Raw genomic sequence first — 21,848 nt, forward strand, 5'->3', positions numbered from 1 at the left:
CGTCTCGCGTTCAAGCCCACTTGCACAGCCGTGAATTTCTTTCACACTTAGGGGCTTGTATGACTAACGCAGTTACCGTCGCAAAGGAAGAGGCGTATGTAGTTCCGTTCGAGCAGTTGCGGATGACCGATGTGGAGATTGTCGGCGGCAAGAACGCGTCGCTTGGCGAGATGATCAGTCAACTCGCCGAAGCCGGCGTGCGCGTGCCGACTGGCTTCGCCACCACGGCGCTGGCTTTCCGTGACTTCCTGCATCACAACAATCTGACTGAACGCATCGCCAAACGCCTCGAAACGCTCGACGTCGACGACGTGAAGGCGCTCGCCGAAGCGGGCAAAGAGATCCGTCAATGGATCATCGACGCGCCGATGCAGCCGCGCCTCGAAGCGGATATCCGCGCAGGCTTCGACACCCTGCAAAACAGCTCGCCTGAAGAGTTGTCGTTTGCCGTGCGTTCGTCGGCAACGGCGGAAGACTTGCCGGACGCATCGTTCGCGGGTCAGCAGGAAAGCTACCTCAACGTGGTCGGTGTCGACGACGTGCTCGATCGCATGAAGCACGTCTTCGCGTCGCTGTATAACGACCGTGCTATCTCCTATCGCGTCCACAAGGGCTTCACCCACGCTGAAGTCGCATTGTCGGCAGGCGTGCAGCGCATGGTGCGCTCGGACGTCGGTGCGGCCGGCGTGATGTTCACGCTGGACACGGAATCGGGCTTCAAGGACGCCGTCTTCATCACGTCGAGCTACGGCCTGGGCGAAACGGTCGTGCAGGGCGCCGTGAATCCGGACGAGTTCTACGTCTTCAAGACCACGCTCGCGCAAGGCAAGTACCCGATCATCCGCCGCTCGATCGGCTCGAAGCTGATCAAGATGGAATTCACCAAGGCTGGCGAAGAAGGCCGTGTGAAGACCGTCGACGTCACGCACGAGCAGCGCAACCGCTTCTCGATCACCGACGAAGACGTGATCGAACTCGCGAAATACGCCGTCATCATCGAAAAGCACTACGAGCGTCCGATGGACATCGAGTGGGGCAAAGATGGCCGCGACGGCAAGATCTTCATTCTGCAGGCGCGTCCGGAAACGGTGAAGAGCCAGGCTGCGGGCAAGGCCGAGCAGCGCTTCAAGCTGAAGGGCCAATCGAACGTGCTGGCAACCGGCCGTGCAATCGGTCAGAAGATCGGCGCGGGTCCGGTGCGCGTGATTCACGACCCGTCGGAAATGGACCGTGTGCAGCCGGGCGACGTGCTGGTCGCCGACATGACCGACCCGAACTGGGAGCCGGTCATGAAGCGCGCGGCGGCCATCGTCACGAACCGTGGCGGCCGTACCTGTCACGCGGCGATCATCGCGCGTGAGCTGGGCGTACCGGCCGTGGTCGGCTGCGGCGATGCCACCGACGTGCTGAAGGAAGGCGCGCTGGTGACGGTATCGTGCGCGGAAGGCGACGAAGGCAAGATCTACGACGGTCTGCTCGAAACCGAAATCACCGAAGTCCAGCGCGGCGAACTACCGCCGATTCCGGTGAAGATCATGATGAACGTCGGCAATCCGCAACTGGCCTTCGACTTCTCGCAATTGCCGAATGCAGGCGTGGGTCTGGCGCGGCTGGAATTCATCATCAACAACAACATCGGCGTTCACCCGAAGGCGATTCTCGAATACCCGAACATCGATCAGGACCTGAAGAAGGCCGTGGAAAGCGTGGCGCGCGGCCATGCATCGCCGCGCGCGTTCTACGTCGACAAGCTGACCGAAGGTATCGCCACGATCGCGGCGGCCTTCTATCCGAAGCCCGTGATCGTGCGTCTGTCGGACTTCAAGTCGAATGAGTACAAGAAGCTGATCGGCGGTTCGCGTTACGAGCCGGACGAAGAAAACCCGATGCTGGGTTTCCGTGGCGCATCGCGCTACATCGCTGACGACTTCGCCGAAGCGTTCCAGATGGAGTGCATCGCGCTGAAGAAGGTGCGTGAAGAGATGGGCCTCGACAACGTCGAGATCATGGTGCCGTTCGTGCGCACGCTGAAGCAGGCGGAGCGCGTGGTCGGGCTGCTGGAGAAGTTCGGCCTGAAGCGCGGTGAGAAGGGTTTGCGCCTGATCATGATGTGCGAAGTGCCGTCGAACGCGATTCTCGCTGAAGAATTCCTGCAATTCTTCGACGGCTTCTCGATTGGTTCGAACGACCTGACGCAGCTCACGCTCGGCCTCGACCGCGACTCCGGCATGGAACTGCTGGCAGTCGATTTCGACGAACGCGATCCGGCCGTCAAGTTCCTGTTGAAGCGCGCGATCGACACGTGTCTGCGACTGAACAAGTACGTCGGTATCTGCGGCCAGGGCCCGTCGGATCATCCGGACTTTGCGCAATGGCTGACCGATGAAGGCATCAAGTCGATCTCGCTGAACCCGGACTCGATCATCGAGACGTGGCAGCAGCTAGCGAAATCGCTGACGAAGTAATCGAAGTCAATAAGCGAAGTAAAAATATGCACGAGGCAGGTGCCCGATAAGCGGCTTGCATAAAGGACGGTGCGATACGTCAAAAGCACGTAAAAGCGTGCGGCACCGTTCGGTAAAATGCACCTGCTTCGTGCTATAAACACCCCGGTAGATCCGGGGTGTTTTGTTTTGTGGAGGTCGACGTGGCGCCAGGTGGATTGTTCTGGTGGATCGGGGCGGGTGTGCTTGTCGTGCTGGAGTTGATCAGCGGCACGTTCTATTTGCTGATGATCGCGTTGGGCTGCATTGCGGCTGCCATTGCGCAACTGGCGGGGGTTGCCGCCGACCTGCAGTTCGCGATCGCAGCGGTCGTGGCGCTGGCGGCCGTCTTGTTGCTCCGGCGTTCGCGCTTTGGCCGCAGAGCGCGCAAGGAGGCGTCGAAGAACCCGGACGTCAATCTGGACATCGGTCAGACGCTGACCGTGCCAGCGTGGCATGAGCGCCGGGCGCGCGCCAACTATCGCGGCGCTGCATGGGACGTCGAATTGGCCGCCGGCGAACCCGAAGACGCGCCGCTCTATGAAATCGCCGAGATGCGCGGCAGTTGCCTCGTCGTCGTGGCCAGCCGGTCGGAGAAAGCCAAGGCAACGGTGGCCTGAGCACGCGCCAGCGCGTGTACAGAATCATGCACCAACGCGTGCGCAGAACCACGCACCAACGCGTGCGCAGAACCACGCACAACCATTCGAACTACGGACCGGAGGGCAGTAATGGATTCAACCATCGTCGGGGCGGTGCTTCTGATCATCGTGATCGTGCTAGCGGCGCAGACGCTCAAGATCGTGCCGCAGCAACATGCGTGGGTGCTGGAGCGGCTCGGCCGCTATCACCGCACGTTGACGCCGGGCCTGAGCTTCGCGTTTCCGTTCGTCGACCGGATTGCGTACAAGCACATTCTTAAAGAAATCCCGCTCGAAGTGCCGAGCCAGGTGTGTATTACGCGCGACAACACGCAACTGCAGGTGGATGGCGTGCTGTATTTCCAGGTCACCGATCCCATGAAGGCGTCGTACGGTTCGAGCAACTTCGTGTTCGCGATTACGCAGTTGTCGCAGACCACGCTGCGCTCGGTGATCGGCAAACTCGAACTCGACAAGACTTTCGAGGAACGCGACTTCATCAACCACAGCATTGTGTCGTCGCTTGATGAAGCTGCGTCGAACTGGGGCGTCAAGGTGCTGCGCTATGAGATCAAGGACCTGACGCCGCCCAAGGAAATCCTTCATGCGATGCAGGCGCAGATTACCGCCGAGCGCGAGAAGCGCGCGCTGATCGCGGCATCCGAAGGGCGTAAGCAGGAGCAGATCAATATCGCCTCGGGTGGGCGAGAAGCATCGATCCAGAAGTCCGAAGGCGAACGGCAGGCGGCGATCAATCAGGCGCAGGGGCAGGCAGCGGCGATTCTGGCGGTGGCGGAGGCTAACTCACAGGCGATTCAGAAGATTGCTGCGGCCATCCAGTCGAACGGTGGGATGGAAGCGGTGAACCTGAAGGTGGCCGAGCAGTATGTGAACGCATTCGGTAACCTGGCGAAGCAGGGCACCACGCTGATCGTGCCGGGTAACCTGGCGGATATGAGTTCGATGATTGCGTCGGCGCTGACCATCGTGAACAAGGGGAAGGGCGCGACGGACGTGCGTTGATTGACGTTTTTCCTTGCCGAAAAAAATGGCCCGCAAAATAAGCGGGCCATTTTTCGTTAGTTTTGGCGTGAATCGCGGCTTTTGCCCGGGAATTGCCCGGGCTAGCAAAGCGCGGCAAATCCGCGCATTACGCGGCGGGAGTCAGGCCAGGTCGCGGATCAAGCCTGTGAAGACCACCATTACGACGGCGAACGCATCAGGCGTGCCTTCTCGCGTTCCCAGTCGCGCTGTTTTTCAGTCTCACGCTTGTCGTGCTGCTTCTTGCCCTTGGCCAGGCCGATCTCGCATTTGACGCGGCCGCCTTTGTAATGGAAGTTCAACGGCACGAGCGTGTAGCCGCGCTGCTCGACTTTGCCGATCAGTTTGCTGATTTCCTCGCTGTGCAGCAGCAGCTTGCGCGTGCGCACCGGGTCCGGGTGGATGTGGGTCGAGGCTTCGGGCAGCGGGCTGATGTGCGTGCCGATCAGGAACAGTTCGTTATTCTTGATAACAACGTAACCTTCCTTGATCTGGCCGCGCCCGGCGCGCAGCGCCTTGACCTCCCATCCTTCGAGCACGAGCCCTGCTTCATAGCGTTCTTCGACCGAGTAGTCGTAGAAGGCTTTTCTGTTGTCGATGATGCTCATGAATGGAAAGTGCCCAACTCGTTTAAAATCACGATTTTAGCAAAGCGGGGCAAGGAAAGCCCGCGGCGCTTGTCCACCCTTGCCACGCGCTGTTCAATTTATGGCAGATGTCCAGAAAACCGTGTTGATCCGCCATTCGGCGGAACAGATGTTCGACCTCGTCACCGACGTCGCCGATTACCCCAACTTCCTGCCTTGGTGCGGGGGAGTCGAAATCCGTCGCCAGGACGAAACCGGCATGGAGGCGAAGATCGACATCAACTTCAAGGGCATCAAGCAGCATTTCGCCACGCATAACAGCATGGAGCGGCCCACGCGCATCGATATGGAGTTTGCGGACGGTCCATTTCGCAAATTCACCGGCTTCTGGCGCTTCACGCCGTTGCGCGCGGATGCCTGCAAGATTGAATTCGCGCTGCACTACGAATTTACCAACATCATTCTTGAGAAGATCATTGGGCCGGTGTTCAGCCACATTGCCAACACCTTCGTCGAATCATTCGTGAAGCGCGCCGATCAGCGCTACGGTAAGGCATGAGCGCGCGCTTGTCGATTGAAGTCTGCTACGCGCTCGCTAATGAGCAGACGCTGATCGCCGTGGAATTGCCGGAAGGCGCCACGTTGCAGCAGGCGCTCGACGCGAGCGGCATCTTGCGGCGTTATCCGCAGATCGATCTGGGCACGCAGAAGGTTGGCGTATTCGGCAAGCTCAAGCCGCTCGATGCGGTGCTCGCCGACCATGATCGCGTCGAGATTTACCGTCCGTTGCTGGTGGATCCGAAGCTGTCGCGTCAACGGCGCGTCGAAAAAACCCGCAAGGCGGGCTCGATCGAAGGGCGCCGCTGGCAGAACAAGGATTCGCGCTAGGCGTGTCGTGGAGAGGGGGGGCGCGGCTGTTGGGCGCGACTTGGCCGTTGCCGTTGCGTGGCGCCGTGCGTTCCCGGAGTCACGGCCCCGGATCACTGCGCCGGGTCAAAACGCGAGGTCAAGACGCCGAAACTTGTGCTTTTCCGTCTATCGAGGCCCCGCCAGACGAATCGTCGTCTGCATGCTGGCGCACCGACCAGCATACCCCCGCGACCAGCAGCAGGATCGCCGCCGTTTCAAGCGGACGCGGCAACCGCTGGTCGTAGATGAACGCGTAGAGCAGCGCAAATAGCGTCTCGAACACGATCATCTGGCCGGACAGTGTGAGCGGCAGCCGTTTCGACGCGGCATTCCACAGCCCGTTGCCGAGCCACGACGCGCCCACTGCGAGGCCCAGATTCAGCATCCAGAAGGTGTGCCAACGCCCGTCGCCGAGCGGCGCCTGCAGGCCGCCAGAGGGCATGACGGCGACCACCAGCCACAATGCCGCGCCGAGCGCGCCTGTCACCACGCCCCAGAGCACCGACCACTCGTTGCCGCTGAAATGCGTCTGTCGCTGCAGATAACGGGCGTTTTCGACCGCGAACCAGGTCCAGCAGGCGAGCGCGCCGACTGCGCAGGCGAGGCCGAGGAGCTTCGTCGCGATACTCACTGGCGTGCTGTCCGCTACCGTGAACACGTCGATGTTGATGCAGGCGATGCCGGCCACCACCAACGCGAGCGGCCACGCGAGGCGGGCGAGCGGCACGGCGCCATGATCGCGCCGGCCGAGCAGCGTCACCGTGACCGGCAGCACGCCGACGATCAGCGATGCCGGCGCGATGCCGATCATATGGACGGCCGCAGTCAGCAGCAGGTAGTACAGCAGGTTGCCGGCCAAGGCCAGTTTGACCAGTGCGCCGAGATCCTCGCGGGTCAGGCGTTTGACGAGCGAGCGGGCCATTGGCAGCGCGGCGGCCAGCGAGACGATGCCGTACATCGTGTAACGGCCGGCGCTCAGCAGCAGCGGCGAAAAATCGGGCAGCACGCGCGGCACCAGAAACACCATGCCCCATAGGGCCCCGGCCATTACTCCATATGCCACACCGCGCTGCATCGACTGCCCCTGCAAGAAAAACTGGAATGGTCGGCAGAATAGCCGTTTGGCTGGCGGGGTGTCTTGTTTGATTCTGCATTCCAGTGGTTTTGTCCGGCGTTTTCAGGCGCTTTTTTACTTCCGCGCGGCGATTCGGCTGCGCGGAAGCCTTCGAATTGCCCCGCGTGACCCGGATGGCGCCTCCATGCGCCCGAACGCGCAAACGAAACCGGATCGAACCTGAGGCGAACGCAGAAGCGAAATCGAAGGGTTCGAAGTCACGAAAAAAATCGCCCGAAATTCGCTAAGCTGCTGTTAGTGCAGTGAAAACCGGGGAGGTATCGCGTATAATTCGCTTTTGCGCCTATAGGATTTGCCATGCGTCTGATCCAAACAGCACTCACGTTCGATGACGTGCTCCTTGTCCCGGCCTTTTCTGATGTTCTGCCGCGCGACACCAGCCTCAAGACCCGGCTGACCCGCAACATCTCCCTGAATATGCCGCTTGTGTCCGCCGCTATGGACACCGTCACCGAAGCCCGTCTCGCGATCGCGATGGCGCAAATGGGTGGCGTGGGCATCATCCACAAGAATTTCACGCCGGCGGAGCAGGCGCGTGAAGTGGCCAAGGTCAAGCGCTTCGAATCGGGCGTCGTGCGTGATCCGATCACGGTGCCGCCGCAAATGAAGGTGCGCGACGTCATTGCGCTGTCGCGCCAGCATGGCATTTCGGGCTTCCCCGTCGTCGAAGGCGCGCAACTGATCGGGATCGTCACAAACCGCGACTTGCGTTTCGAAGAGCGTCTGGACGAGCCGGTGCGCAACATCATGACGCCGCGCGAGCGCCTCGTCACCGTCAAGGAAGGCACGCCGCTCGCCGAAGCCAAGGCGCTGATGCATAGCCACCGTCTCGAGCGCGTGCTGGTCATTAACGACGCATTCGAGCTGCGTGGGCTGATGACCGTCAAGGACATCACCAAGCAAACCGAACACCCGGACGCGTGTAAAGACGAACACGGCAAGCTGCGTGCAGGCGCTGCGGTCGGCGTGGGCGAAGACAACGAAGAACGCGTTGAACTGCTGGTGCAGGCAGGTGTGGACGTGATCGTCGTCGACACGGCGCACGGCCATAGCAAGGGTGTGCTCGAGCGCGTCAGGTGGGTCAAACAGAAATTCCCGCACGTCGAAGTGATCGGCGGCAACATCGCCACCGCTGCGGCGGCCAAGGCGCTCGTCGAGTACGGCGCAGACGGCGTGAAGGTCGGTATCGGCCCGGGCTCGATCTGCACGACGCGGATCGTCGCCGGCGTGGGCGTGCCGCAGGTCACCGCGATTTCCAATGTCTCCGAAGCGCTGAAGGGCACAGGCGTGCCGGTCATCGCCGACGGTGGCGTGCGCTTCTCGGGCGACGTCAGCAAGGCGCTGGCCGCCGGTGCGAACTCCGTGATGATGGGCAGCATGTTCGCCGGCACCGAAGAAGCGCCGGGCGACGTGTTCCTGTTCCAGGGCCGCCAGTACAAGTCGTACCGTGGCATGGGCTCGGTCGGTGCGATGAAAGACGGTGCTGCGGACCGCTACTTCCAGGACAACTCCGCGAACATCGACAAGCTCGTGCCGGAAGGTATCGAAGGCCGCGTCGCCTACAAGGGCTCGGTCAACGCGATCCTGTTCCAGCTGATCGGCGGCGTGCGCGCCAGCATGGGCTACTGCGGTTGCCGCACGATCCCGGAGATGAACGACAAGGCCGAGTTCGTGCAGATCACGGGCGCGGGCTTGCGCGAGTCGCATGTGCATGACGTGCAGATTACCAAGGAAGCGCCCAACTACCACGTGGACTAAACGCCAATGAAGCCATTGCTGCGCGCTGTACTCATCCTCGATGCATTGTTGTTGCTTGCGTTCGGCCTGCTGTTTCTGCTGACGCCCTGGACTTCGTTGTACAACGCGCTGCTGTTGGTGCAAACCCAGCCGGCTCTGGTCGGCCAAGGGTTTGGCGTGGCGCTGATCGGGCTCGCGTGGCTCGCTTTGCACGCGTCGCTCGACGGTTCGCTTACGTCGACGGTTGCCAAGGTCGTCGGCCATGTGAACTGGCTGACCGGCGTGCTGATGCTGGTCTGGCTGCTGGGGCTGCATACGCCGGCGCTGACCGGCTTCGGGCAGATCATCGCTGTGTTGACCGGTGTCGTGCTGCTGGTGATCGGCCTCGGCGGTGTGCGCCTCTCTGGCGCGGTGCGGCGGCGCGAAAAGGTGCGGCTGGTTGAGGCCGCTGCTGCCGAGCGTGCTGAAAAACAGGCCGCCAAAGATGCCGCGAAAGATGCGGCCAACCGGCGCGAACCCGCTTCCGTTACGGCGGGCTTTCCGGTCTATCGCGCCGAACCGGCAGTCGAGCCTGTCATGCCGGTCACACGGCCCGTGAGTCCTGTTGCGGCAGCACCGCTTCATCCCGAGGTCGACGAACCGGGCCTGACGGCGTCTGAACGCGCCGCACGGGCCGAGGCTGCAGCCGCGCGCGACGAAGCTCGCAACTCCGCTGCCGATGCGCCCGGTGCGCCCCGGCCGCCGTTTCATGGCTGACTCATGACTGACGCCTCGAGCGCCAGAACGCCTGCCGAAGCTACCGGATTCCGTTCGTGCGCGCCGCTGGTAAGTGCCTGCGGTGCCAGCGGGTCCAACGCGCTTCATCGTTACGCTTCATGTTCGATCGTCCCCACGTGGACCGTTTTGAATTCAACGCCGCGCTTCGTGCGCGGCATCCCGTATCCGTTCACTTTTGACTCCGTCCGCTGCCATGCATGACAAGATCCTGATCCTCGACTTCGGTTCGCAAGTCACCCAACTGATTGCACGTCGCGTTCGCGAAGCCAACGTGTATTCGGAAATTCATCCGTACGACGTCGATGCGTCGTTCATTCGCGATTTCGCGCCGAAGGGCGTGATCCTCTCCGGCGGCCCGAGCTCGGTCACCGAAACGGATACGCCGCGCGTGCCGCAAGCGGTGTTCGAACTCGGCGTGCCTGTACTCGGCATTTGCTACGGCATGCAGGCGATGGCCGAGCAGCTCGGCGGCAAGGTCGATATCGGCCACCTGCGTGAGTTCGGCTATGCCGAGGTGCGCGCGCGCAACCATACGAGCCTGCTCGAAGGCATCAGCGACTTCACCACGCCGGAAGGTCACGGCATGCTGAAGGTGTGGATGAGCCACGGCGACAAGGTGTTGGAAATGCCGCCGGGCTTCCAGCTGATGGCATCGACGGAATCGTGCCCGATCGCGGCGATGGCCGACGAACAACGCCATTTCTACGGCCTGCAATGGCACCCGGAAGTCACGCACACCGTGCAAGGCCGCGCGATGCTCGAGCGTTTCGTGCTGCAGATTTGCCGCGCGAATCCCGACTGGGAAATGGGCCACTACATCGACGAAGCTGTCGCGAAGATTCGCGAGCAGGTGGGCAAAGAGCATGTGATTCTAGGCTTGTCGGGCGGCGTGGATTCGTCGGTGGCGGCGGCGCTGCTGCATCGCGCGATCGGCGACCAGCTGACTTGCGTGTTCGTCGATCACGGCCTGCTGCGCCTGAACGAAGCCGAGCAGGTGATGGCAACGTTCGCTGAAAACCTCGGCGTGAAGGTGATTCACGTTGACGCAAGCGAAGTGTTCCTGTCGAAGCTGGCCGGCGTGACCGACCCGGAAGCGAAGCGCAAGATCATCGGCGCGGAATTCGTCGAAGTGTTCCAGACCGAAGCCAACAAGCTGACCGACGCGAAGTGGCTGGCACAAGGCACGATCTATCCGGACGTGATCGAATCGGCCGGCAAGGGCAAGAAGGCGACGCAGACCATCAAGAGCCACCATAACGTGGGCGGCCTGCCCGAGACGCTGAATCTGAAGCTGCTCGAACCGCTGCGTGAGCTGTTCAAGGACGAAGTGCGCGAACTCGGCGTGAAGCTCGGTTTGCCGCCGGCAATGGTGTACCGCCATCCGTTCCCGGGCCCGGGTCTGGGCGTGCGGATTCTCGGCGAAGTGCGCCGGGATTTTGCCGATCTGCTGCGTCGTGCGGACGCGATTTTCATCGAGACGCTGCGCACCTTTATCGACAAGGAAACTGGCAAGTCGTGGTACGACCTGACGAGCCAGGCGTTCGCGGTGTTCCTGCCGGTGAAGAGCGTCGGCGTGATGGGTGACGGCCGGACTTACGAGTACGTCGTTGCGCTGCGCGCGGTGCAGACGCTGGACTTCATGACTGCGCATTGGGCGCATCTGCCGCACGACTTGCTGGGGCATGTGTCGAATCGCATCATTAATGAAGTGCGCGGGATTAACCGGGTGGTTTATGACATCTCGGGGAAACCGCCGGCGACGATTGAGTGGGAATGATTTAGACTGCTCCCAAGTCGTTCCGGGAGGTCCGATTTTCCATGTTTTCCGTTTAAAAACATGAGGTTATTGTCCGGTGTGGTCTGCTGTGATCCGGGCGATGCCTGGTGGAAATGTCGGTATCGGTGACGGTACCGACATATCTTCCTCGGACGGTCTTGTCCGATACCGTCAAATCAGTCTGGCGGTATCGGTTGACGGTATACGTTCGAGGAGTCTCTATGCTCACAGACATGCAGTTGCGAGCGCTGAAGCCGGCCCAGAAGATCTATAAGGTTGCCGATCAGCGGGGGCTATATGCGGCAGTGACGCCTTCTGGCGCGGTGAGCTTCCGGTACGACTACCGGGTGAACGGTCGCCGGGAAACCCTGGTTATCGGTCGGTACGATCCATCACTTTCCGCACGGAAGCCACGCAAGCCAGACGAACTCGGATTCGGAATGGCTGTTAGCCTCCCGGAAGCCCGGCTTCTACGCGACCAGGCCTACGGAACAATCCAACGCGGAGAAAGTCCTTCACGTGCGAAAGTCGAGAAACGGGTCGAGGCGACCGAGGCGCTAACGTTTGGTAAGTGGGCGGAGAAATACTTTGTGGAGACTGCTCTTGCCGACTCCACACGAGCGATGCGCAAATCGGTATACGAGCGGAATCTCGCGTCGGAATTTGGCCGGCTGAAGTTGGAAGAGATCACGCCCGCACGACTGATGGCGCGCTGCGAGAAGATCAGGGAGAGGGGCGCCGCGGCCCCTGCCGTGCAGGCGCGCGACATCGTTCTGCAGGTCTACCGTTTCGCGCAGGTGCGGGGACTAAAGGTGGACAATCCTGCGGAGGCCATCCGCCCGTCTGCCATCGCCAGCTTCAAGCCGCGTGATCGGGCACTGTCTCCTGCCGAAATCCACGTGTTTTTCAGTGCACTGGAACGGACGCCGACGATGCCTACGCTGCGTCTTGCTATCAGATTCATGCTGCTCACGCTGGTGCGCAAGTCCGAGTTCATTCTGGCGATGTGGGGTGAGATAGATTTCGACGCCGCAGTCTGGACAATTCCGAAGGAACGGATGAAGGCCGGTCGCCCCCACATTGTCTATCTTAGCCAACAGGCTCTGGACATTCTGGTCGCATTCAAGACGTGCTTTGGAGCGAGTTCGTACGTGCATCCCGGCCGCTATGAGACGGCTTCCCCAATAAGTGCGGCGACCCTGAACCGTGTCATCGACAGCACGGTAAAGCTGATACGCGACGACGGAGCAGATTTTGATCCTTTCACGGTGCATGATCTGCGTCGGACGGCCAGCACACTGTTGCACGAAACAGGGTTCAACACTGACTGGATCGAGAAATGCCTCGCTCACGAACAGCGTGGTGTGCGCGCGGTCTACAACAAGGCCGAGTATGCAGAGCAGAGGAGGGCGATGCTCCAGGCGTGGGCAGACATGCTGGACGGCTGGATTGCCATCAATCCAAAGGCGAGCGTCCTAGCGTCGACACAGCCAGTCAAGACTCATGAGTACATCTCCTAAGCTCGAACTCCTGTGGGCTCTGATGTGATGGACGACTCCCGCCCTTCGGGATAGGCATGTGCCAAAGTGGAGAGGTCGTGACTTGCCACGGCAAAGGAGCGTTCATCATGAAGATAGCGACTGTTGGGCTGGATCTCGCAAAAACGCTATTCCAGGTTCATGGAGTGGATTTGCAGGGACATATCGTCGTCCGCAGGCAACTGCGCCGCGCTGACGTACTGCCGTTTTTTGCGAAACTTGAGCCGTGCGTGGTAGGCATGGAGGCATGTGGCTCGTCGCATTATTGGGGCCGGGAACTCACGAAGCTCGGACACACCGTGCGCCTGATTGCCACTCAGTTCGTTCGACCTTACGTAAAGAGCAACAAGACCGATGCGGCCGATGCCGAAGCGATCTGCGAGGCGGTAACGCGACCGCACATGCGCTTTGTACCGGTCAAGACGCAAGCGCAACAGGCGATGCTTTCACTGCATCCGGCGCGCACGGGGCTGGTCAAATCGCGTACGGCATTGGCCAATCAAATCCGCGGTTTGCTCAGTGAGTTCGGTATCGTCTTGCCGCAGGGGATCAGACTGCTCGGGAAAAGGGCCATCGAAGCTCTGTCCGATCGCGAGCATGAGCTTTGCGAATCGTTCCGAACATTGATTCAGTTACTCGTCGAGCATTTACGCGAACTAGGCAACAAGGCTGCGGAACTGGAGGGACGCATCCGTGCGATGCATCGTACGGATGAAGCTGGACAACTTCTCGAAACGATACCTGGAGTTGGGCCACTCACCGCTCCCGCACTGGCAGCCTCAATCGGTGACCCCCGCGCCTTTCAGGACGGCCGCGAACTCGCTGCATGGCTGGGTCTGGTCCCGCGTCAGCACTCCTCGGGTGGCAAGCCGCGCTTGCTGGGCATCAGCAAGCGCGGCGATGCAGCACTACGAACACTTCTGATTCACGGTGCTCGCGCTGTTATTCGCATGGCAGCCACCAAGCCCGAAATGGCAGATTCGTGGGTCATGAAACTATGCCGACGCCGGCACAAAAATATCGTTGCCGTGGCGCTCGCAGCAAAAAATGCACGAACGGCGTGGGCTCTGCTGGTTCGCAAACAGGTCTATCAAGTTAGCCACGTTCCCATACAACCTTGCGTGACGGTTTCACAAATGTAGGTTTTAACATCGGAACAGCATTTACCTTCCAGAGGTTGCTTGAGCAGACTTCAATTCGATGACAGAACGGTCGGACCGTGGTGGGCCAAACCCGCTTTGCACCAAGGGCAATCAAGCCCGTGGCTCTGGTGGGGTACCCCACTTGCGGATATTCACCGTGGGCCTGCAGCGAGTGCTGCGAACCGAGCCCGGATACATGGCTGCACTCTCGACCCAATGCCAGAGATTCAGGCTGCTTGACAACTGGGAGTCGTCCATACATGGTGCAAATAGTGGAGACGGTCGAGGAAGTTGGTCTTGATAGGATGCCTCGTTGAGCCCAGCGGACCGCATTCCAAACACGCAGGTGTAGTGCTCTTTGAGGCGCAGTTGGGTGAGGCTAAATTGTCCTTTGCGAATGTGATGCATCAAATCAACCCTCGCCAGCGTGATCGTGGCGCTCTTGAGTTGCTTGAAACCAAGCATGACTTTCGGCCTTGATTTGATGTTGCGATGGTCTTGGTCGGGTAGCAGCAGCGCATTGCTGCGCTGCTGCCCCCTAAGAACCGTACGTGCGCCTTTAGGAGCATACGGCTCAAGCCTCTGCAAAGGCATCTGTCGACACCCGGTAGTACAAGTTCATTTTCCGGCGTACTGCGGATTTCTACGGCAATTGAGATGGTTAACCTGGAGGTTGCTTGCTGCATCCGTGCCGCCGTCAGTTTGCTTCACAATATGCGTAACATCCCAGCGGGTGTTCATTGTGATGGGCTGCTGACAGTTGGAACACATGCCATCTTGCCTTACCCAGACACGGTACAGCTTACGGCGACCGCGCGTCGAGTTCAGCATCTTCTGGCCCCATCGGGATTCGAAGTATGGTGCCCATTGCGGATCGTGCGGATTTGCGCCCGCTCGGATCTTGATGTGCCGTTTTATTGGCGTGGCCGATTCCTTCAGCAAGGTGACCTCTCTTGTCGTGCCATCCTCTTTTTTTCTGTGGCGGCAAATACCCAGTCCCGCAAACCTTTGGCCCTGAAGTATTTGCTTTTTATCCATCGGGCGCCTTTTTTAGGGTGCCTTCTTGCCGCCCATCGCCATAGCATTGACCAGACCTCGTGATCAACCCGATCGAAGGCTTTCTTGGCGACGACATGGCTATGGTAATTCGCCCATCCTCGTAAAACAGGATTGAGCAGCTTCACCAGGTTCGCCTGTTTAGCCGTCTTGTTGGCCTTGATGATTTCACGAATTTTGTCAAGATGTGCCTTGACGTTCGCTTTCGACGGCTTCATCAGTAGCTTGCCGTTGTACTTGCGAATGTTCCATCCGAAGAAATCAAACCCATCCTTGATGTGCGTTATCCTGGTCTTTTCTGGTGATAGGACCAGCCCGCGTTCCGCCAGGAATTCAGCTACTGCCGGCCTGACTTCATGTTCCAGCCACTCCTTCGAGTGGCCGGTAATAATGAAGTCGTCCGCGTAACGCACCATGTTCATTTTCAGTCCTCTCGGCTTCGCTCGCGGGAATTTTTCCGCTAGCATAGCTTCGAGGCCATCGAGCGTCATGTTGGCTGCCACCGGGGAAATAATTCCCCCTTGCGGGGTGCCGGCGTCAGTGGGGAAGAGTTCGTTTTGATACACGTATCCCGCTTTGAGCCACTTCTTTAGAACCACCTTGTCCGTGGGGATATTGGCAATAATCCAGTCGTGGGAAATTTTGTCGAAACAGCCTTGGATGTCGGCCTCCAGCACCCATTCCGCACTCGCCTTTTTTGCCAGAGAAATGAAGCATTGTCCCCCAGCGTCAGCAGTAGAGCGTTCCGGTCTGAACCCATAAGAGTTCAGATCGGCGGTGGTTTCCGCAACGGGTTCCAACGCCAGCAGATGTAACGCCTGCATGGCGCGGCATTTCATCACGGGTATGCCGAGCGGCCTCGTCTTGCCGTTTTTCTTCAGAATAAAAACTCTCCGAAGTGGAAGGGGCGAATAATCCCGCCTCTTCAACGACGCAATCGCGTTGGCCTCTGCCGCCGGTGTTTTCCACGTTACCTTGTCCACACCGGGGGTGTTCCTGCCTTTGTTTTCAGTCACCCGCTTCACGGCTAATGCACGGCCGCTGAACGAATGGGTCAGCAGCCATTGCAGTGCTTTCACCCTGTTATGGCGGCCGGCCTGTACCGCCTTCACCATACGCGATTGCAGCGTAAGCGGCTCGTCTGGGCCGTTATGGACAGCGGATTGAGGGTTTGGGTAATTTGGTGTCCACCAAATTATTGCGGACACCAAAGTGGACAATACATTGAAGGCGCGCGCAGCCGGTGGCGCATATAAGCGACCGAATTTCCCTACGGAGTTCAAACGGCGCCTGGTAGAGCAGTCACTTGAGCCAGGTGCCTCGGTAGCGTTGATTGCGCGTGCCAACGAGGTTAATGCGAATTTGCTGTTCAAATGGCGACGGCAGTATCTGCAAGGTGCCTACGGCATCCCGTCGCTTCCCAACCCCACGATATCCGATCCTGCCCGGGAGAGTGCGCCGCTGTTGCCGGTGAGCATTGTCGCCGACACCGCCGAATCGACCCCGGTGACGGTGCGCGACGCGGGGGGCGTGAACACCGTGGTTGAGAGCGTGTGCGAGGTGGTGTTCAGCAATGCGTGTCTGCGGATCCGCGGCGAGGTCTCGCCCGCCACGCTACGTCTGTTGATCCGTGAGCTGTCGCGATGATCGGCCTGCCGGCGGGCACACGTATCTGGATCGCAGCAGGGGTGACCGACATGCGCTGCGGCTTCCAGGGCCTGGCCGCCAAGGTACAGACGGCGCTTGAGGAGAATCCGCTGGGCGGTCACGTGTTCATCTTCCGCGGCCGTCGCGGCGACCTGGTAAAAATTCTTTGGGCTACCAGCGACGGGCTATGGCTGCTTGCAAACTATCTGGCTTCATACTACAACTCCTTTGGTTGGATGAGAGGGTTTTGATTCTTTCGTCGCCTGCACCGCAGCTACGCGGTCAGCGAGCCGGTCCCATCGACTACTATGCTTCACCGGTGGGTTCGAATCGGGGACTTCGTAGAGATGCGCATAATCGTTATAGGCGTGTTTGGTGACGATGCCGTGTTCCACCCATCTGACGAGCGTGGCTTCATGGATTCCAAGCCGCGCGGCGGCCTCAAGTCTCGTCAACATGCCACGATCCCGCAGTCTGTCGCGACGGGAGCGGAGCCCGTTTCGCTGAGCCTGATATGCGACGCGCAGCGCGGTAAATCGGATGTCGGCCTTACCTGGCCGGACACAACCACCAGGGCGGATACCCTGATTGTTGAGGATGTCAGCAATCTCGGAGCATATGTGGCTGTCGAGAAGCGTGTCGATGAGTTCCAGGACCTCTGGCCGGGTCTTAACCTGTTGTGCAGAGGTTTGGGGATTCTGCGCCGTCAGGGTTTCAGTCCTGCCAGCCTTGAAGCGGACGTGAATCCTGGTTGTTCCCTCTTCTGGCAGTTTGACCAGCGTGACATCCTCGATAATGTAAGCGAGTAGCCGCTTGCGTTCACGGTTCGGTAGTGATTGGTCACGCCAGAGCGTTTTGAAGTCGGTCGTCATGGCGATGAGTCGGTCGCGGATTGCATCGTCGACCACGAGACGTTCCTCCTGCTGGCTACGCTCCCTTTCCTCCCTGGCGTTGGCCAACGTGCGTAACTTGTCGTTCCATTCATGCTCGAGCGTGTCGGCGACCAGACGATTATCTGGGGCAACCAGCATGAATCGTCGCTGTGCAAGATCAGCCTCGTACTGCGCGCGTTCGACGGCCCGAAGGCGCAACCGGTCTGCTTCGTCGTGGCGGGCTTCGATCTCTCTGCGAATCTCCAGCGCCAATTCAACGGCGGCCGGAGTCATCATGGCGGCGACCAGTGCACCAACCGCTTCATCTATAGGCGCTCCGGCAATCGACTGGCAGCAGGGTTCGCCACGAGTGCCTTGTGCGCGATCGCAGATATACCACGCTTCCTGTCGTCCGCGTCGTGTTGCGTACCGGAGCCGGAAGTGCCGGCCGCAAAGCCCGCAAACCGCGCGCCCCTGTAGCAGGGCTGCGCCTTCCCTGGGCGGCGACGCTCGCGCAACCTCGTACCCTTGACCATTGGTCTTGAGAATCTCGAGATTCTGCTGAAACTGTTCCCGTGTGATGTACCCGGGATGGGCATCCGGGATGCAGGCTAGCCAGTCGTCACGTTCGCGCTTCCGAGTCAGACTCTTACCATCAGCAGTCCGCCGGTAATACCGCCGGCCATAGAAGTAAGTGCCTGCGTAACGCGGGTTGTTCAGTGTCCGGAGCGCGGTCGACGCGGTGAGGGGCTGGAAGGTTATCAGCTTCTCGTTGCGCATGCGGGATGGAAACAGAAGCCCCTCATTCTTGAAGACCTTGACTGTCTGACAGGCAGAGCCTACCCGTGAAAACGTCTCGAAGAAGTACGCGATTGTCTCCCTGACCTGCGAGTCTGGGTCAAGCACCACGTTGCCGAGTTCGTCGTACACGAAGCCTGTCGGAAGTCGACAGCGAAACTCGCCACGGCGCGCCTTGTTCAGGATTCCGCCACGCAATCGGGCCTTGATAACATGGAGTTCGGCCTCGCTCATTGTTCCCTTGAGCCCGAGCAGGAGCCGATCATTGAAGCTGGCCGGATCGTATACTCCGTCTTCGTCCAGAATCAGCGTATCAGCGAGGGCGCAGATCTCCAGCAGGCGATGCCAGTCGGCATTGTTTCTCGCCAGGCGTGACACCTCCAGGCCCATGACGATGCCGGCCCGGCCCATGCCGACATCAGTAACCAGCCGTTGAAACCCCTCCCGCCAGGACGCCGACGCTCCAGATTCACCTTGATCGCTATCGATCGTGATGATCTGGTCATCGCGCCAACCAAGCGCGGTCGCACGACCACGCAGGGCGTACTGCCGTTTCGTGCTCTCGACGTTCTCGACGACCTGTCGCATCGACGACTGCCGAATGTAAAGGTACGCACCCCGCTCGAGGTGATGAGGTTGAACTTTATGCGATGCGTTCATAGTGTTCCCCACTTATTGAATGTCATGGCCATGCCTGCGAGTGCGTAAACCACGGTGTTGCGCTCGAAGGATCGTGCATGTGGTGCGGATTGGGTCGGAATCGGTTCCGGGCGCGTGCCGGTAGTGACCGACATGCATGCCCATGCCCACATGCCTCGATTTAGAAAGACGTTGAGCCCACGCCGGGCGTCTGCAGGCAAAACCTCCCCCAGCATGGCCGAACGCATCACCTCGTACTGCGCGACGACGGCGGGCGAAAGCGTCGGTGGTCTGGCGTCGGCTCTGGTTATTCCGCCGTTTTTTTTACACCGAAGGCACGTTCGATCGTTCTTGGATGCACATCGAGACCAAATTCCTTGCGAACCAGCCTTGCCAGTTCGCGTGCCCGAATCGGCTCTCCAGGGGCAAGCCGTGTCTTGAGAAACGCCAACACATCACCCTGGATCTTGTGTGGACCATGCGGCCCCCGCTTCCTCGGCATCAGTCCAGCGATCCCGCCTTCCTCGAAGTCCATCCGGGCCTGATAAAAGGTCGGTCGTGAGACGCCGTATTCGTCGGAAACCGACGTCACCGATGCCTTCTCGACGGAGACGCGGCGCAACATCTCGTACTTCACCTGCACGGCATCGTGCGGGTCAAAAAAACTCCCTTCCTGAAACTTGGGGTCCAGGACGTTCTCCGGCATCGGATTCAACGCGCCGTCCTCTGTGAGAACGTCGATCTTCGAGCGCTTGCGTTCGATGGTTGTGGGCACATTCAACTCCAGATGACTCAAAGAGTATATGTAATTAAAATATGCCGCAATGCAAGCCTTGTCAAGGTCAATAAAGATGGACTTTAGTCGTAATTTTACGGAATAGTATTGCGACTATGGCTGCGTTAATGAAAGAACGTGCGGCATAATTACATTACATAAGCGGCAAAATTAGGCTTACAGCTAATTGGCGCTATCAGCTCGCCTTTGCGAGGAGAGGCGTGTCACGAGGCAAGCAAGTTCCATCAAGTCCGCTACCGTGAACAGCGCACGTTCTTGCCCCATGGTGACCTCAGGATCAGGCTCGCTCATATCGGTCCACTTCGGGGGAACAGAGCAGAAGCTCTTGTCGTCGATGCGCAGCAAGAGACGCTTGCCGGAGCGGTTATAGCGCTCGCCAACGCAGACGAGCTGCCGGCCACTGAAGGGATGGAAGGGATGAGTTATGCGGACAAGCTGCGCCGAGGTAGCAACAAGGCCTGCATTCCGAGCTATGTTACAAGCGGCTCGAGCGTGGCCGCTTCGTTTGGCCGCAGGCCGATAGCGGCAAGATCCATCTGACCCACGCCCAGCTGTCGATGCTGCTCGAAGGCATCGACTGGCGGCAGCCACGCCGCACCGCTGAGCCACTGTCGATGTTGTAAACCGCGCGGCACCTGCGTAAACTGCGTGGCATGTCTGATGCCAGCGACCTTCCTGATGACATCGATGCACTCAAGGCCTTGCTGCTCGAGGCGCGGGCGTCCCTGGCCGAGCGGGATCTGGAAATCGAACGGCTCAAGGCGCAAATCGACAAACTCAAGCGCATGCAGTTCGGCCGCAAGTCCGAGAAACTGGACCGGGAAATTGCGGAACTTGAGACCCGACTGGAGGACCTGACCGGCAGCCGGGGCGTGGCCGAGACGCGCGAAGCGCAGGCCGGCAGCAGCAAGGCGAGCGCGAACCGTGCTTCGCGCGAGGCGCTGCCGGAACACCTGCCGCGCGAGGAGCATGTGCTGGAGCCGGATCCGGTTTGCCCCGAGTGCGGCGGCCAGATGCAACCGCTGGGCGAGGACGTCTCCGAACAGCTTGGCCGCATCGCGGCAGCGTTCACGGTCATCCGTACCATCCGGCGCAAGAAGGTCTGCGCGTGCTGCCGCCGCATCGTGCAGCCGCCTGCGCCGAGCCTGCCGATCGAGCGCGGTATCGCACACCCGAGCCTGCTTGCCGACATTCTCGTGGCCAAATACGCGGATCACCAGCCGCTGTACCGGCAGTCGGTGATTGCGGCACGCGACAAGGTCACGCTGGACCCGGCGAGCATGGGCCGATGGGTCGGCATGTGCGAGTCCCTGGTCGATCCGCTGGTGGAGGCGTTGCGCCGCTATGTGATGGCCGGCACGAAGCTGCATGCGGATGACACGCCGATTCCCGTGCTCGCGCCAGGCAACAAAAAGACCCGAACCGGACGGCTGTGGGTCTATGTGCGCGATGATAGTCGGGCTGGCTCGAAGGAATCCCCCGCGGCATGGTTTGCCTACTCGCCCAACCGGCGCGGGGAGCATCCCCAGCGCCATCTGGCCGACTTCAGCGGCATCCTGCAAGCGGACGCTTACGCCGGCTTCGACGAGCTGTTCAAGGATGGCTCGATTCGCGAAGCGGCGTGTCATGCGCACGCGCGACGCAAACTCTACGACATTCACGTACGCACGCCATCAGAGACGACCACCGAGGCGCTCAGATGCATTGGCGAGCTCTATGGTATCGAGGCCGGCATCCGCGGTAAGCTGCCAGCGGAGCGACTGCGTGTGCGGCAGGCGCAGGCCAGACCCTTGCTCGAAAACTATGGCATGTGGCTCAGGGCAAAGCTCAAGACGTTGTCGGCCAAGTCGGACACAGCCAAAGCGATCAACTACTCGCTCAACCAGTGGGATGCGTTGACGCTGTATTGCGACGACGGCACGGTGGAGATAGACAACAACATCGCCGAAAATGCGCTGCGTTGTGTGGCCCTGGGTCGAAAGAACTTCCTCTTTGCCGGCTCCGACAGCGGCGGCGAGCGGGCGGCGGCGATGTACTCGTTGATCGCGTCGTGCAAACTCAATGGCATCGACCCGCGCGCTTACCTGTGCCACGTGCTGACCTGTATTGCCGATCATCCAATCAACCGCGTCGACGAATTGCTGCCCTGGCGCGTTGCCGCAGACCTGCAAAATCCACCCCAACCTGCGGTTCCGACCGGTTGAACAACAGCGGTGGACAGCACGCCCCGATCGCCCGGAGCGGCTCACACGCGCTGAGCCGGTAGCCGACTG

At 60.1% G+C, this 21,848-nt stretch carries 21 protein-coding genes; 14 read left to right on the top strand and 7 right to left on the bottom strand.

Annotation, left to right across the window (positions count from 1 at the left end; translation table 11 throughout):
• Positions 1–59 precede the first annotated feature (59 nt).
• The 3 genes from ppsA to ACUN0E_RS28215 all read left to right on the top strand — a co-directional run bounded on the left by ppsA (position 60) and on the right by ACUN0E_RS28215 (position 4,147).
• On the top strand, positions 60–2,465 hold the full coding sequence (gene ppsA / locus ACUN0E_RS28205) for a phosphoenolpyruvate synthase (protein WP_445568641.1): 2,406 nt from the start codon (positions 60–62) through the stop codon (positions 2,463–2,465).
• Between the two features lie 182 nt (positions 2,466–2,647).
• The gene (locus tag ACUN0E_RS28210; RefSeq protein ID WP_445568642.1) at positions 2,648–3,103 is read left to right on the top strand and encodes an NfeD family protein; all 456 of its coding nucleotides are present in this window, start codon (positions 2,648–2,650) and stop codon (positions 3,101–3,103) included.
• A 111-nt stretch (positions 3,104–3,214) separates the two neighbouring features.
• Positions 3,215–4,147, top strand: a complete 933-nt coding sequence (locus ACUN0E_RS28215; protein ID WP_408209777.1) for an SPFH domain-containing protein — start codon at positions 3,215–3,217, stop codon at positions 4,145–4,147.
• Between the two features lie 179 nt (positions 4,148–4,326).
• On the opposite strand, the gene smpB is transcribed toward ACUN0E_RS28215, so the two are convergent.
• Positions 4,327–4,773 carry an SsrA-binding protein SmpB gene (gene smpB, locus ACUN0E_RS28220; RefSeq protein ID WP_408223615.1) on the bottom strand — a complete coding sequence of 149 codons (447 nt, stop codon included), beginning with the start codon at positions 4,771–4,773 and terminating at the stop codon, positions 4,327–4,329.
• Positions 4,774–4,873: 100 nt separating this feature from the next.
• Between smpB and ACUN0E_RS28225 the strand changes: the two genes are divergently transcribed.
• On the top strand, positions 4,874–5,311 hold the full coding sequence (locus tag ACUN0E_RS28225; RefSeq protein ID WP_063496516.1) for a type II toxin-antitoxin system RatA family toxin: 438 nt from the start codon (positions 4,874–4,876) through the stop codon (positions 5,309–5,311).
• Positions 5,308–5,640, top strand: coding sequence for an RnfH family protein (locus ACUN0E_RS28230; protein ID WP_408223612.1), 333 nt, complete (start codon positions 5,308–5,310; stop codon positions 5,638–5,640). Before ACUN0E_RS28225 ends, ACUN0E_RS28230 begins: the two co-directional genes overlap by 4 nt.
• Positions 5,641–5,758: 118 nt before the next feature.
• Here ACUN0E_RS28230 and ACUN0E_RS28235 read toward each other — a convergent pair whose 3' ends face one another.
• A complete protein-coding gene (locus tag ACUN0E_RS28235; protein ID WP_408509937.1) occupies positions 5,759–6,736 on the bottom strand; it encodes a DMT family transporter in 978 nt (325 codons plus the stop codon).
• 357 nt (positions 6,737–7,093) lie between these two features.
• Between ACUN0E_RS28235 and guaB the strand changes: the two genes are divergently transcribed.
• The 5 genes from guaB (at position 7,094) to ACUN0E_RS28260 (ending at position 13,767) form a co-directional block, all read left to right on the top strand.
• Positions 7,094–8,554 (top strand): IMP dehydrogenase, encoded by a 1,461-nt coding sequence (gene guaB / locus ACUN0E_RS28240; protein ID WP_445568643.1) that lies wholly within the window; start codon positions 7,094–7,096, stop codon positions 8,552–8,554.
• Positions 8,555–8,560: 6 nt separating this feature from the next.
• A complete protein-coding gene (locus tag ACUN0E_RS28245; RefSeq protein WP_408223603.1) occupies positions 8,561–9,289 on the top strand; it encodes a hypothetical protein in 729 nt (242 codons plus the stop codon).
• Positions 9,290–9,503: 214 nt separating this feature from the next.
• Positions 9,504–11,087, top strand: a complete 1,584-nt coding sequence (guaA, locus tag ACUN0E_RS28250) for a glutamine-hydrolyzing GMP synthase (protein WP_445568644.1) — start codon at positions 9,504–9,506, stop codon at positions 11,085–11,087.
• A 221-nt stretch (positions 11,088–11,308) separates the two neighbouring features.
• A complete protein-coding gene (locus ACUN0E_RS28255) occupies positions 11,309–12,607 on the top strand; it encodes a tyrosine-type recombinase/integrase (protein WP_445568645.1) in 1,299 nt (432 codons plus the stop codon).
• A gap of 107 nt (positions 12,608–12,714) precedes the next feature.
• Positions 12,715–13,767, top strand: coding sequence for an IS110 family transposase (locus ACUN0E_RS28260; protein ID WP_445568646.1), 1,053 nt, complete (start codon positions 12,715–12,717; stop codon positions 13,765–13,767).
• A gap of 618 nt (positions 13,768–14,385) precedes the next feature.
• Here the strand turns inward: ACUN0E_RS28260 and ACUN0E_RS28265 are convergent.
• Positions 14,386–14,709, bottom strand: coding sequence for an HNH endonuclease (locus ACUN0E_RS28265; protein ID WP_445568647.1), 324 nt, complete (start codon positions 14,707–14,709; stop codon positions 14,386–14,388).
• Positions 14,703–15,938 carry a group II intron reverse transcriptase/maturase gene (gene ltrA / locus ACUN0E_RS28270; RefSeq protein ID WP_445568648.1) on the bottom strand — a complete coding sequence of 412 codons (1,236 nt, stop codon included), beginning with the start codon at positions 15,936–15,938 and terminating at the stop codon, positions 14,703–14,705. The genes ACUN0E_RS28265 and ltrA overlap by 7 nt, the downstream gene beginning before the upstream one ends.
• A 97-nt stretch (positions 15,939–16,035) precedes the next feature.
• On the opposite strand from ltrA, the gene tnpA reads away from it, so the two are divergent.
• Both tnpA and tnpB (ACUN0E_RS28280) read left to right on the top strand, forming a co-directional pair.
• Complete coding sequence (gene tnpA, locus ACUN0E_RS28275; RefSeq protein WP_445565196.1) at positions 16,036–16,470, top strand: IS66-like element accessory protein TnpA; 435 nt, start codon at positions 16,036–16,038, stop codon at positions 16,468–16,470.
• Positions 16,467–16,721, top strand: a complete 255-nt coding sequence (tnpB, locus tag ACUN0E_RS28280) for an IS66 family insertion sequence element accessory protein TnpB (RefSeq protein ID WP_445565195.1) — start codon at positions 16,467–16,469, stop codon at positions 16,719–16,721. The genes tnpA and tnpB (ACUN0E_RS28280) overlap by 4 nt, the downstream gene beginning before the upstream one ends.
• On the opposite strand, the gene ACUN0E_RS28285 is transcribed toward tnpB (ACUN0E_RS28280), so the two are convergent.
• The 3 genes from ACUN0E_RS28285 to ACUN0E_RS28295 form a co-directional block, all read right to left on the bottom strand.
• Positions 16,683–18,800 (bottom strand): recombinase family protein, encoded by a 2,118-nt coding sequence (locus ACUN0E_RS28285; RefSeq protein WP_445567274.1) that lies wholly within the window; start codon positions 18,798–18,800, stop codon positions 16,683–16,685. The genes tnpB (ACUN0E_RS28280) and ACUN0E_RS28285 overlap by 39 nt on opposite strands.
• Positions 18,801–19,086: 286 nt before the next feature.
• Positions 19,087–19,554: a helix-turn-helix domain-containing protein gene (locus tag ACUN0E_RS28290; protein ID WP_445565193.1), complete on the bottom strand. Its 468-nt coding sequence runs from the start codon at positions 19,552–19,554 to the stop codon at positions 19,087–19,089.
• 183 nt (positions 19,555–19,737) lie between these two features.
• The gene (locus tag ACUN0E_RS28295) at positions 19,738–20,049 is read right to left on the bottom strand and encodes a DUF5372 family protein (protein ID WP_445570450.1); all 312 of its coding nucleotides are present in this window, start codon (positions 20,047–20,049) and stop codon (positions 19,738–19,740) included.
• On the opposite strand from ACUN0E_RS28295, the gene tnpB (ACUN0E_RS28300) reads away from it, so the two are divergent.
• Positions 20,034–20,198, top strand: coding sequence for an IS66 family insertion sequence element accessory protein TnpB (gene tnpB / locus ACUN0E_RS28300; protein ID WP_445570338.1), 165 nt, complete (start codon positions 20,034–20,036; stop codon positions 20,196–20,198). The two genes, ACUN0E_RS28295 and tnpB (ACUN0E_RS28300), sit on opposite strands and share 16 nt — an antisense overlap.
• 30 nt (positions 20,199–20,228) lie before the next feature.
• Entirely contained in the window at positions 20,229–21,779 is a 1,551-nt protein-coding gene (tnpC, locus tag ACUN0E_RS28305; RefSeq protein ID WP_445565192.1) for an IS66 family transposase, read from the top strand.
• Positions 21,780–21,848: the final 69 nt, after the last annotated feature.

Source organism: Paraburkholderia sp. D1E (genome assembly GCF_052682275.1).

Excerpts from the sequence above, each read along its gene's own strand:
- ACUN0E_RS28255 (WP_445568645.1), top strand. The coding sequence starts at position 11,309 with ATGCTCACAGACATGCAGTTGCGAGCGCTGAAGCCGGCCCAGAAGATC.
- ACUN0E_RS28260 (WP_445568646.1), top strand. The coding sequence starts at position 12,715 with ATGAAGATAGCGACTGTTGGGCTGGATCTCGCAAAAACGCTATTCCAG.
- ACUN0E_RS28285 (WP_445567274.1), bottom strand. The coding sequence starts at position 18,800 with ATGAACGCATCGCATAAAGTTCAACCTCATCACCTCGAGCGGGGTGCG.
- ACUN0E_RS28225 (WP_063496516.1), top strand. The coding sequence starts at position 4,874 with ATGGCAGATGTCCAGAAAACCGTGTTGATCCGCCATTCGGCGGAACAG.
- ACUN0E_RS28245 (WP_408223603.1), top strand. The coding sequence starts at position 8,561 with ATGAAGCCATTGCTGCGCGCTGTACTCATCCTCGATGCATTGTTGTTG.
- ppsA (WP_445568641.1), top strand. The coding sequence starts at position 60 with ATGACTAACGCAGTTACCGTCGCAAAGGAAGAGGCGTATGTAGTTCCG.
- ltrA (WP_445568648.1), bottom strand. The coding sequence starts at position 15,938 with ATGGTGAAGGCGGTACAGGCCGGCCGCCATAACAGGGTGAAAGCACTG.
- ACUN0E_RS28230 (WP_408223612.1), top strand. The coding sequence starts at position 5,308 with ATGAGCGCGCGCTTGTCGATTGAAGTCTGCTACGCGCTCGCTAATGAG.
- ACUN0E_RS28215 (WP_408209777.1), top strand. The coding sequence starts at position 3,215 with ATGGATTCAACCATCGTCGGGGCGGTGCTTCTGATCATCGTGATCGTG.
- tnpC (WP_445565192.1), top strand. The coding sequence starts at position 20,229 with ATGTCTGATGCCAGCGACCTTCCTGATGACATCGATGCACTCAAGGCC.
- guaB (WP_445568643.1), top strand. The coding sequence starts at position 7,094 with ATGCGTCTGATCCAAACAGCACTCACGTTCGATGACGTGCTCCTTGTC.
- ACUN0E_RS28235 (WP_408509937.1), bottom strand. The coding sequence starts at position 6,736 with ATGCAGCGCGGTGTGGCATATGGAGTAATGGCCGGGGCCCTATGGGGC.
- guaA (WP_445568644.1), top strand. The coding sequence starts at position 9,504 with ATGCATGACAAGATCCTGATCCTCGACTTCGGTTCGCAAGTCACCCAA.
- tnpB (WP_445565195.1), top strand. The coding sequence starts at position 16,467 with ATGATCGGCCTGCCGGCGGGCACACGTATCTGGATCGCAGCAGGGGTG.
- smpB (WP_408223615.1), bottom strand. The coding sequence starts at position 4,773 with ATGAGCATCATCGACAACAGAAAAGCCTTCTACGACTACTCGGTCGAA.